The sequence below is a fragment of the Phytohabitans rumicis genome, assembly GCF_011764445.1.
Taxonomy (GTDB): Bacteria; Actinomycetota; Actinomycetes; order Mycobacteriales; family Micromonosporaceae; genus Phytohabitans; species Phytohabitans rumicis.
Genome location: NZ_BLPG01000001.1, coordinates 7566894 through 7578249, shown reverse-complemented (window position 1 = coordinate 7578249; position 11356 = coordinate 7566894). Strand labels below are relative to the sequence as shown.

Annotated in this window: 8 protein-coding genes; 3 read left to right on the top strand and 5 right to left on the bottom strand. The window is 69.6% G+C overall.

Going from position 1 to position 11356, the window contains the following annotated elements; genetic code table 11:
• Positions 1-8: 8 nt before the first annotated feature.
• The 3 genes from Prum_RS34600 to Prum_RS34590 all read right to left on the bottom strand — a co-directional run bounded on the left by Prum_RS34600 (position 9) and on the right by Prum_RS34590 (position 6017).
• A complete protein-coding gene (locus Prum_RS34600) occupies positions 9-4202 on the bottom strand; it encodes a LamG-like jellyroll fold domain-containing protein (protein ID WP_173080445.1) in 4194 nt (1397 codons plus the stop codon).
• A 218-nt stretch (positions 4203-4420) separates the two neighbouring features.
• Positions 4421-5107, bottom strand: coding sequence for a hypothetical protein (locus Prum_RS34595; RefSeq protein ID WP_173080443.1), 687 nt, complete (start codon positions 5105-5107; stop codon positions 4421-4423).
• A gap of 121 nt (positions 5108-5228) precedes the next feature.
• On the bottom strand, positions 5229-6017 hold the full coding sequence (locus Prum_RS34590; protein ID WP_173080441.1) for a hypothetical protein: 789 nt from the start codon (positions 6015-6017) through the stop codon (positions 5229-5231).
• A 159-nt stretch (positions 6018-6176) separates the two neighbouring features.
• Between Prum_RS34590 and Prum_RS34585 the strand changes: the two genes are divergently transcribed.
• Genes Prum_RS34585 through Prum_RS34575 form a run of 3 tightly spaced genes read left to right on the top strand, consistent with a single transcriptional unit; the run spans position 6177 to position 8232 of the window.
• A complete protein-coding gene (locus Prum_RS34585) occupies positions 6177-6827 on the top strand; it encodes a TetR/AcrR family transcriptional regulator (protein WP_173080439.1) in 651 nt (216 codons plus the stop codon).
• Between the two features lie 14 nt (positions 6828-6841).
• Complete coding sequence (locus Prum_RS34580) at positions 6842-7456, top strand: NAD(P)-dependent oxidoreductase (protein ID WP_173080437.1); 615 nt, start codon at positions 6842-6844, stop codon at positions 7454-7456.
• Positions 7453-8232 (top strand): MBL fold metallo-hydrolase, encoded by a 780-nt coding sequence (locus tag Prum_RS34575; RefSeq protein ID WP_173080435.1) that lies wholly within the window; start codon positions 7453-7455, stop codon positions 8230-8232. Before Prum_RS34580 ends, Prum_RS34575 begins: the two co-directional genes overlap by 4 nt.
• 19 nt (positions 8233-8251) lie before the next feature.
• Here the strand turns inward: Prum_RS34575 and Prum_RS34570 are convergent, their stop codons facing one another.
• Entirely contained in the window at positions 8252-9490 is a 1239-nt protein-coding gene (locus tag Prum_RS34570) for a glycoside hydrolase family 1 protein (protein ID WP_173080433.1), read from the bottom strand.
• 74 nt (positions 9491-9564) lie between these two features.
• A complete protein-coding gene (locus tag Prum_RS34565; protein WP_173080431.1) occupies positions 9565-11337 on the bottom strand; it encodes an alpha/beta hydrolase domain-containing protein in 1773 nt (590 codons plus the stop codon).
• Positions 11338-11356 lie beyond the last annotated feature (19 nt).

The following is an 11356-nucleotide window of genomic DNA, read 5'->3' as shown; positions in this document are numbered from 1 at the left end:
GAGCGGGATCAGAGCCCGACGGCGACGAAGCCGACGGAGGCGAGGACGGTCTGGCCCTCACAGGCTGGGTTGGTGGACTCGAACAGGTCCCCCCAGCTGGCCCGGCAGCGGAAGAGTTCGCGGCTGGCGAAGTTGGCCGGCGGCGTGGGCCAGATCCAGCCCATCCGCCGTACCACGGTCTTGCCCTCGCACGCGGTGTCGTTGGACAGGAACGAGTCCGCGCCGTCCAGGCAGCTCCACAGCGCGACGCGGCCGTCCCCGCTGTGCATGGCCAGGCGCCCGAGTGAACCCTCCGGCAGGTAGTCGGCGGCCACGAGCAGGGTGCTGCTGGTGTGGTCGTACGGGTAGGTCGGGCTGGTGTAGCGCACCAGGTGGATGTACGGCCGCGTGTAGCCGAGCTTGAACTCGGTCTGCTTGCCCTCGCACAGCGGGTCGGTCGAGTCGAAGTGGTCCGAGTAGACCCCCGGTTCTACGACCAGGCACCGGTAGATGGCCAGCGACGGCTGGTCCGGCGGCGGGTCCCGATACACCCTCCCCAGTGGACCGAGCACCTCCTGGTTCTCACAGGCGGCGTCGGGCGAGGTGAACTCGTCGTCACCGCCCACCCGGCACAGGTAGAGCATCCGGGTGTTCTCCGCGTCCGCCGGTGCGAAGGCGCCCAGCGAACCCTCGAAGTGGTAGTAGCGAGCGGCCCCACCGGGCACCGTCATGTGGTCCATGCTGGCCGGGTTCAGGGTCAGGAACCGGTTCAGCTGGCCGTCGTAGGCCGAGCGCCGCTGCGACACCGGGGCGTAGAACGCCGCCAGCCCCACGGCCTCGTTGACCCCGGTCCAGGCGTGCACGTCGTCGATCGCGCCGTGCCAGAATCCGGCGGCCTGTCCGTTGCGCCAGTCCCGGCCCAGCACCAGCCGGCCGGTGACGTTCGCGGTGCTGCGGCCGGCGCTGCTGTCGGTCGGCTCGCCGTCGACGTACAGCTTCACCTCGCCGGTCGCCGCGTCGTAGCTGCCGAGCAGGTGGGTCCACGTCGCCGGCGACGCCGTCCGGCCCACCGCGGAGGAGTCCGCCGCGATCGGGACCGGGCTGGCCGCGTCGGCCGGGGACAGCGCGAACGTCCATCCCCTGGTGGCCCGGTTGTATCCCAGCGTGAACCCGGACGACAGCGGGCCGTCCTGGCTCACCGCGGTCAGCGTTCCGGTGCCGCTGGCCACCGCCGGATCGAGCCACACCTGCGCGCTGACCATGAAGCTCTGGTCGGTACGCACCGCGGGCAGGCCGGCGGTCGCCACGCCGGTGCTGGTGCCACCGAGCCGGACCGCGGTGCCCTCGCCGATGATGTCCGCGCCGGGCGTCCAGCTGGCGCCCGCGCCGAGTTGGACGCTGCGGTAGGCCCCGGAGATGTCCGTGGCGGTGGTGCCGGCGCCCTCGTCCAGCGGCAGGAACAGCTCTTCGGTCGGCGCGGACGCCTGCTCGTACGCCTCCCGCGCGGTGATCACCCGGGAGTAGAGCTGCACGTCGTCGATGCCGCCGCGCCAGTAGCCGGTGTACCCGCCGTTGGCCTTTCCGCGTCCCAGCTGCACCGTGCCGTTCGAGACCGGACGCCGGTTACTGTGCTTGCCGACCTGGGCCTGCAGGACACCGTTCTGGTACAGCCGCATGTCGCCGGACGACGGGTCGTACGTGCCGACCAGATGCGTCCACACGTCGGCCTGGGCCACCGCGTCGGAGAGCACCCGGTCCCAGGCCGTGTTGGCCGTGTCGGACTGGGCCATGGTCAACGCCCACTTCTTCACGTCGCCGGCGTACTGCAGGGTGAATTCGCTGGGCTGGTTGCCGTCCTGGCTCACGATCACCTGGTCGGTGGTGCCGGCCTGCCCCAGCTTCACCCACGCCGCCACCGAGAAGCTCGCGTCGGTGCGGACCGCCGGGCCGTTCCCGGTGTTGACGTAGGCGCCGGTCGACCCGTCGAGGAACAGGGCGTCACCGCGCCGGCCGGGGTGCCACTTCGCCGGGCCGAAGGTGACGGCGCCGTCGTGCCGTTGCGGCCGCGAGTCCAGCACCTGGGTGTCCGTCAACCCGTCCAGCCGCCAGTGCGCCACCGGCGGGGTGCCGCGCCCGACGGTGAAGTGGTACTCGTACCGGGTGCTGCTCACGTTGTTGGCGCGGTCCACGCTGTACACGTAGAGGGTGTGCGGGCCGTTGTCCGGCGGCGTCACCAGCGCGCTCGCCACGCCCTGGACCCTGTTCGCCGGCGCGAACTGGGTCGGCTGGTCGTGCAGGCCGTACAGGAACCCGGCCACGTCCGAGGGCACCGGCGCCCGGAAGGTGAAGCCCGCCGTGAACCCGGCGCTCCCGCCGATGTCGTTCTCCGGATAGGTCGCCGAGCTCACCGCGGCCGGAGCCGGTGGCCGGGTCCGGTCGATCGTCGCGTAGCAGTAGTCGGTCCACGGTCCCGAGTCCATCGGGTCCAGGCCGACCACCCGGTACCGGAAGGTCTCGCCGTCGTTGAACGTCCAGCTCGGGATCTGCGCCCCGAAGTGGCTGGTCGAGTACGCCGAGGTGGTCTCGACGCCACCCGGCCGGCTGCCGTCCGCGAGGGACCACTGGAAGCCCGCCCGCACGAGCCCACCGTCCTGGTCGCTGACGTACGCGCGCAGGGTCGGGCCGGCCGGCTGGTCGTTCGGGTTCAGCGGGTTCACGTACGGCTGGTTCGGCACCTGGGCGCAGGGCTTGTGCTCCACGGTGAGGCCGTACGGGCGGTCCGGGTACCGGTTGTAGGTGACTGTCAGTTTTGGACTGTCCGCATTGACCAGCCACTTCTTCCAGGCGTTGATGTCCCGCTCGTCCCGGGCCTGCAGCATGATGGTGGTGGTGCCGAGGCCCCGCCGCAAGGACTCCTGCACCGCGCCGAAGGCGTCCCACTCCAGGAACTGGGCCGCCGCGCAATTGGGGTGGCCGTAGGCCGCGAGCTTCTCCCCGATCCCGACCGCCCACTCCCGGGACGGCTGGTTGTCCCAGTTCGTGCCCTGATGGATCGGCGCCGTCCCGTACGCCTGCACCCACGTCGCGGTGCACGACGGCGCCCACACCTCCATGACCCGGAACTGCGCCGACTTCAGCGCCGTACCCAGTGCCTGGGCGGTGTTGAACTGGAAGTAGGTGCGGTACTTCACGGCCGGACCGTCCCAAGTGGAGTATCCGGACTTGCCCAGGATCGGCGTGGTGTCGTTGGCCCCGTTCCACTTCGGCTGGGTGACGCCCTCCAGCACCAACGTCCAGCCCAGCGCCCCCTCGGTGAAGTCGGGGTCGATGTAGACGGGATAGGTGGTCGCCGGATCGCTGAGCAGCTTCTGGTCCGGCCGCAGCACCAGCCGGTCCTGGCCGACCGCCACCTCGCTGACCGCCTGCCGGGCACCCGGCCGGTCCGGCCCGGCCAGGCCCGCGGTCGCGGCGTCCGGGGGTGGCGTGGAGTCCCACATCAGCGGCGCGGACGCGCCGAAGATGAGCTTGCCCGCGCCGTCCTCCGCTCGGAGGTTGCCGATTTCGTCGGCGCTCACCGACAAGCCGGTGGTGGACAGCCCCAGCGATATGGTCGCCAGCGCCTGGTTGGCCGCCGCCTGCTTGGTCTTCACCACGAGCAGCTGGGAGAACCCGTACGCGGTGGCCCGCATCCGCAGGTCGACGCCTGGCAGCACGTCCGGGTAGACGGCGGTGTCCCCGTCCAGCTTGGCGGTGGGCAACGCGTCCGGCCAGGTCAGCACCAGCTCGTGGGCGTCCTTGCCGAGCCGTACCAGCGGCACCGTCCCACCGCCGGAGAACGCCAGCGTCGGCGGCACCGCCTTCGGCGCCACGGTGCCGTCGGGGCGTGCCTCCAGCGTGGTGTCCACCGGCACCCAGCCGCCCGCGCGGCGCACCCGTACCGGCGCCATGCTCATTTCCGAGGTGAACGAGCCGTCCGGGTTGGCGAACACCTGGCCGCTCTCGGACCGATCACCGACCACCTCGACCCGTTGCCGGGTCTTGGCCGCCTCCGCCTGCGCCGTCGCCCGTTCCGAACCGGAGTCGCCGGGCCTCGGCACCCGGACGCCCGGATCGTCGGGCAGGTCGGCCGCCGCCGGTCCGGCCGCCGTGCCACACACCAGTCCAACCACCGTGATGGTGGCAACCGTGCGGATCCAGCGCCGCACCCCCGTGATCGACCACATGCCGGCAGTGTGCAGCCGCCCTGCTTCATATCGGCTTCATCCCGGCTTCAACAGGCCTCAGCCGCCAGCCCTGCGGTGATCATGAGGTTAGCGTCGGGGAGAGCGCTTGCCCTGACGCTAACCTCATGATCACCGCAGCAATCGGGCGGGTACGGGGGCGTCAACCGCGGAGGGTGAGGCCGCGGGAGCGACGGCCTGGACCGCGACGGGCGTCGTCTCTAGATGTCAAAGGACTCAGCGGGCGTGTCCCCGAACCAGACGGCGTTGTCCAACAGACCGTTCCAGTCCGCGCCCCAGTCCTCGCCGGTGTCGAATGCCGGCGGCGCGTAGGCCACCGGCGCCACGACCGGCGTACCCAATGGCTCCGGCAGGGCGGATTGCCGCTCGGGCAGCCGACCGCCGGTCAAGGTATCTTCCGGTCGTGGACCGGCGGGAACCTGAGCCGGCGACAGTATCTCGGGGAGATCTGGCAACCTGATTCTTGGGTCGTATATGGACTCTCCGGGAAGCCGCCAGTCGATCGGTGGAGAACCCAGGGGTGGCAACAGCCACCTCTCGTCGGAAAGCTGTGACTGCGGCGGCTCCCAACCTTGCACGCCGGTCAGCGATATCGCCCGCGGATCAGGCGACAGCGACGGCCACTCGACAGGTCTGCTGGGCGAGATGCCCGGCAACGGTATCTCGACAAAGATCCCTGCCCACCTGTCTCCAACCGGCGCCCAGGTATAGCTGCGCCCCACCAGGCCGGAATCCGGGCCTTCGGACGTGTAGGTGAATTTCCAGCCATCGGACAACGTGAAGTCCCGCCCGGCGAACCACGGGGTCACTGAGGTGTAGAAACCGTCCTGGTAGGACAGTTTCCCCGTCCAGGTGCCTCCCGCTTGTGGCCTGAAGTGCTCCTTCATTGGCCAGTCGAAGTTTCCACTGTGGAACGTCCATCGCGCTTGCACCCCACATCCCAGGTGGGCGATACGGGATCCGTCGATGACCCGATGCTTAGGCCCGCGCCGAGGCCGAAAAGGAGCATCAGTGACGAGTCGTGGTCGTTCCAGGAGTAGCTGATGCCACCGCCCCACCCTGGCCTATCCCTGGTGCCGAGGAATCCCCGGCACTGATGTTGCGGGTGTCACCGGACGATGGCAGCTCGGGCAGGAGGATCTGCGGCCAATAGGGAAACGCGGGTCTGCCGTAGTCGATGGGTGGCAGGACGGGCAGTTCCTGGCTGGGATCGGAGCTGACCGCAAACGGGTGGACCAACGGCGCGCCGGGCCACAGGCTCGGAGAGTTCTCGGGAGGCAGGAACGTCACGCCGCGAGGGCGTACGGGAAACTCGGGAAACGTCGGCGCGTCGGGCGGCGGGTCGACCAACTGCGGCCTGAACGGTGTGGTCGGCATAAAGGGCAGGATCGGTTCGGGCAGCGGCAGGCCGGGTAGGAAGGGCGTGCCGGGCGGGACCGGCCTGCCGGGCGGGATCGGCGGACCGAAGGTCAGTGGTTTCGGCGGCTCCGCTGCCTCGGCAGAGCTGACAAGGACGCTGGCGCCGAACGTGCCCGCCGGGGTGCCCGGACTCGCCGCCACGCCCTTCCGGTCCGTCGCGTACCGCTCGGCCAGGGCGACCTTGTCGGTAAGGCCGGTCGCGAGCGTCGTGAAACCGTCCTGTACCAGCGAGAGCTGGGCCGGCACCTGGCTGGTGAGATCGACCAGGTCGAGCGCGACGGACAAATTACGCCGCAGGCCGTCGATACGCTCTGCCGCGTTCTGCAACACCTGCCCGAGTTCCCGCGACCCCTGCGGGTCGATCCCCACATAGGACATCGTCGCCGCTCCTCCCGACCCCCGGCCGTGACGGCCTTCTGGCTGGGTTCGCCGGCAGCGTGCCGGACGGTTCCAAGGCCGGGCCCAGGTGCGGCAGGCGGGAGTGACGGTCGTCACAAAGATACGAAATGTATCCGATGCATTTTGTATCCTCACAGCATGGCATCGCGAGAAGAACCCGCTCAGGCGCCGCGCCGGCAGACCCGCCGACGCGAGGAGACTCGGCGCCGCATGCTGGACGCCGCGGCACAGATCGTGGAAGAGCTGGGTCTGACCGCGGCGACCGTGGAGAGGGTGTGCGCGCGGGCCGGGTATACCCGGGGCGCGTTCTACTCGAACTTCGAGTCGATGGACGACCTGCTGATCGCCCTGTTCGAGCGGCACGCCGAGCTGGTCGCCGCGCGGCTGACCGAGGGATTCGGCGCGGTTGAGGCCGACGGCGGGCCGGTCACCGCCGATCAGGTCGTCGAACGGGTGCTGCGCACGTTGCCGCTGAGCCGCCAGTGGTTCCAGGTGTCCACCGAGATGATGGCGCAGGCGCTGCGGCGGTCCGAGGCGGCGACGGTCCTGGCGCAGCACCGCAGCAGAATGCGCGGCTTCCTCGCGGCCTGCCTGTCCTCCGCGATCCAGCGGATGGGCCGCACGCCGACGACATCGGTGGCCGACCTCACCGAAGCGGTCCTGGCCATGTACGAGGGGACGCTGGCACAGGCACACCTCGACGGCAACGACGCCGGACACGACCGGCAGGTGCGGTTCATCGCGATAACCATCCTGGCGATGACAGAACCAGCTCATCGACCATCCTGAAGGGAACGAACACCATGAAACTCGCCATCTTCGGCGCCACCGGACGCACCGGGCGCCCACTGCTCAACCAGGCCCTCGCCCAAGGGCACACGATCACCGCGCTCGCCCGCGACCCCGGCAAACTACCCACGCACGCGAACCTGCATACGGTGGCCGGTGGAATCCACGACGCGGAGGCGGTCAAGCAGGCCATCGTCGGCACGGACGCCGTGCTGTTCGCGGCGGGGCAGAGCCTGACCGCCAAGACGTCCGTGTGCACCGACGCGATGCGCACCATCATTCCCGCAATGGACGCCAGCGGAGTACGCCGCCTGGTCGCCATCAGCCTCTACGGCACCGGCGACAGCCGCCGCACCAGTCCTTTCGTCGTCATCTCCCGGCTCGCCAGCGGCGCCCTGGTCCGTGACAAGGAGGGCATGGAGGCGCTGATCGCCGCCAGCGACACCGACTGGACGATCTTCCGGCCCGCCGTGCTCAAAGACGCCCCGCACACCGGGCACTACCGCACCGGTCACGACCTGAAGCTCGGCTTCCTCTCCCGGATGCCGTACGCCGATCTCGCCGACGCCATGCTGGCGCAGGTCACCGGCGCGGGTCACATCCGCCAGGCCATCTCGATCACATCATGAACGTTCATCACCTCAACTGCGGAACGATGCTGCTGCCAGGCGCACACATGGTCTGCCATGTCTTGCTCCTCGAGACCGACAACGGTCTGGCCCTGGTCGACAGCGGCTACGGGCTGAAGGACATCGCCGATCCCGTCCACCGGGTAGGGCCCGTACGCCGCCTCACGAAGCCGGTGCTGGACCCCGAGGAGACCGCCGCCCGACAGATCGAGCGGCTCGGTTTCCGCCGGGAGGACGTCCGGCACATCGTCATCACACACTTCGACCTCGACCACATCGGCGGAATCGCCGACTTCCCCGACGCCCAGATCCACGTGACATCCGCCGAGGCGTTCGGGGCGATCCACTCCCCGTCCTGGCGGGAGAAGCTGCGCTACCGCCCCGCCCAGTGGGCGCACGGCCCCAAGGTCGTCGAGCACGAGCCCGGCGGCGAAACGTGGCACGGGTTCGCCGCCGCCAAGCAACTCGACGCGATCGACCCCGGGATCGTGCTCATCCCGCTTCCGGGCCACACCCGCGGACACGCGTGCGTCGCCGTCGACACCGGCCGCGGATGGCTGCTGCACTGCGGCGACGCCTTCTACCATCACGGCACCCTCGACGGCCGTAGCCGCGTACCCGGCGTCCTCCGAGTACAGGAGACACTGATCGCATACGACCTGAGGAAGGTCCGGGAAAACCACGCCCGGCTCGCGGAACTCCACCGCCGCGCAGAGTCGAACGTCACGATCATCAACGCCCACGACCCGCACCTGTACGCAAAAATGCGCGCCTAACGGGCCGGGGACCTCGCCGCTAGCCCTTCACGGTCCGGCTGGTCGCGATGGCGGCGTACTCGCCCGCGCTCGGCTTCGGGGTGCGGGAGAATGTCTCCCTGTCCACTGTGTGGAGTCCGAAGTGGAAGGTGTAGCCGGCGGTCCACTCGAAGTTGTCCAGCAGGGTCCAGTGGCAGTAGCCGAGCACCGGCACGCCCTCCTCGATCGCGTCGAGCAGGCCGGCTAGCGACGGTTCGACGAAGCCGGCCCGCAGGGTGTCGTCGTCGATGCCGATGCCGTGTTCGGTCACGAAGACCGGCGCGCCGCTGACCTCGTGGGCGTACCGCACGGCGCCGCCGAGCGACCCGGTATCGATCGCCGAACCCAACTGGTTGAGCGTGGCGCCCGGCGGCGGCGGCAACAGCCCGTCGGCGTCGTAGACCGCGCTCTCGTAGTTCTGGATGCCGATAAAGTCGTCTTCGCGGGCCAGCCGCAGCCAGTGGTCGTACAACTCAGCGCGCTTGCGGTCGCGCAGTGTCGGGTCGTCGCCGGCCACCCGGTCGTCAACGATCGCGATGGACAGGCCCACGGGCAGCTCGGGTCGCCTTGCCTTGAGCGCCTCCCGGGCGGCGAGGTGGCCCGCCGTCATGCCATCCCGCATCGCGTCGAACTCTTCCGGCAGCATGATGTTGCCGACCCGGTAGCGGGGCACGCCCGCGGCGACGCTGGCCGCCTCCAGCGTGGCCCGCTCCAACTCCCGGACGGATGCCGGCGGGTCCACCCAGGACAGCAGCTGCGGCAGGTTCGGCTCGTTGAGGGTGACGGCGGCGGTGATCCGGTCGCCGAAGTGGTCCATCACCTTGTCGCAGTACCGGGCGAACAGCCCCGGCGCGGCGGGATCCAGCCAGCCGCCGCGCTTGGCGAACCAATGTGGACTGGTCAGGTGGTTGAGAGTCACCACCGGCGCCAGACCGCGCTGCGAGCAGCCGTCGACAATAGCCGCATAGTGCTCCAACGCCTCGCTGGCGAAGGCACCCTCCTGCGGCTCGATCCTGGCCCACTCCAGGGAGAACCGGAAGGCGCCCAGCCCCATGGCCTGGACCAGATCGAGGTCTTCCCGCCACAGCTCCCAGCTGTTACAAGCACGGCCGGAGCGTTCGGTGAAGACGGTCGGCTGAACATTCTCCAAGAACCAGGTGTCGCTGCTGGTGTTGTCCCCCTCGGTCTGGTGACCGGAGGTGGCGACACCGAATAGGAAACTGTCGGGGAAGCGCCTCATCCACCAAGCCTAGAGCGACGGTCTGGACCGCGACGAGCGCCGCGGTAGCCTGACCGGGTGCGGCTTGGCTGGGTTCACGACAGGCTTTCGATCAGGATCTGCGCGTATCCGCCGAGCAGGCGGACCTGGTCCGCTGTCGTGTGACCCTGTTGGTACTCCCGGTCGAGCTGCGTCTGATAGTGCTGGAGCGACCGGATCGCGTGCTCGAAGAAACGTTTCCGGTCCGCGGGCTCGGACTGGCCGCGGGCCACCGCGAGAGTGGCCTGATCGAGGGTACGCAGGAGCTGGTCCCCTCCTCGCAGGTAAAGGAAGGCGGTGTGGTCGCGCAGCAACTGGGTGGACGGCTGGATGGGGAACTGGGCCACGTTGGCGCACAGGGGTCCACATTCGAGGTCGCGCCCGGCGAGTGAGCTTTGCGCGTACCGCAGCATTTCCCGCGCGTCGGCGGGCAGGACGTAGCCGGCGTACACGTTCCTCCACGCCACGTCGGTGAACTGTCGCAGGTACGCCTGGCGATCGGGGTAGAGCGTGCGCAGCGTTTGCCGGTCGAACGGGAGGTGCGTGCCGTTGAGGAAGCACAATCCGGTCCCGCCCGGCGGGTTCTCGTTCACGCCGGTGTCGAGGGCGACGGGCACCTCGAACGGGGCCAAACGCAGACCGCCCAACGCATTGCCGCGGTCGTCGCGCAGCACGGTGGCGCCGTCTGCGGCGAGTGTGATGAGCGGCGCCTTCGGTGGAGGTACGCCTCGCCGGGCCCAGGCGGCCAGATGGTGGATCGCGGCGGACAGCGGGAAGCGGTCCGGGATGCGGCTGCGGCTCGGCCGGGCACAGTTGTCCCGCAACGGGGCTGCCGGCTGGTCGCGCTGCAGCAGCGCGTAGCGAACCGCGAACGAGGCCCAGTCCGAGTGGGATGCCCCAGCGATCGACCACGTCCGCATCCGGTTGGTGTCCGGCTGCAGCGAGCTGATCTCGTTGGCCGAGGGCGGTGCGGTGAACTCGGTTTCGGACAGCACCTTGAACACGGGCAGACCCAGGTCGGTGCGCATGCGCTCGCCGCCGATGTAGAGCAGGGCGGCATCGGCGACGGCCCGGCCGCGGGGCTGGATCGCGTTGACGAATACCGACACCCGTCCGGCGGACTGGGACACTCCCGCCGCGACGACGGTCCGCACGCGGTTGCGCAGACCCCCGAGCACACCGGTCGCGCGAACCGCACGCAGTCCTTGGGCGTAGACGTCGTACGACAACGGGTCACCGGACGTGAGTGTCCCGCTGTCGGTGAGGTCGAGGCCGCCGTACCGCTGTGGACTGAACGCCTTGAGGCCGAGAGTCGGATTGGTGATCGGGCCGCTTTGCGCGGTGATGCCGACCCACGCGTAGCCCTCCCGGATCAGGAACTCGTGCGTACGGAACCACAGTGCCTCGACGTCGTACTGGCTGGTGGCGTTGAGCCACTCCACGACCACGGTGCCGTTGAACGCCGCCGGACGGGCCGGACGCCGCACCACCATGCGGGTCCGGTACGGGTGACCGGTGGAGACGATGTTGGCCGTCGGGGACGGCGTGGGCCGGGCACCGATCCCGGGTGCGACGGTCGCGTCGTAGACGTTCGCCAGACCGCTGTAGAAGAACTCCTGCTCGACGTAGCCGCGGGCGGCGAGATCGAGGTCGCTGGCGAAGAACGTGTAGTCGTGGCCCGCACTGCCCACTGTGGAGGGAATCGGACCGCTGACCACAGGGACAGGCACCGCGTCGTGGGCTGGTGCGGCGTGCGCGGTCGACCCAACCGGGCCGGTCAGCCCGCTGGCGAACACCAGGACCGCCACCATCTTCGCCAGCGTAGACATGATCAACTCCGCTCGCCGC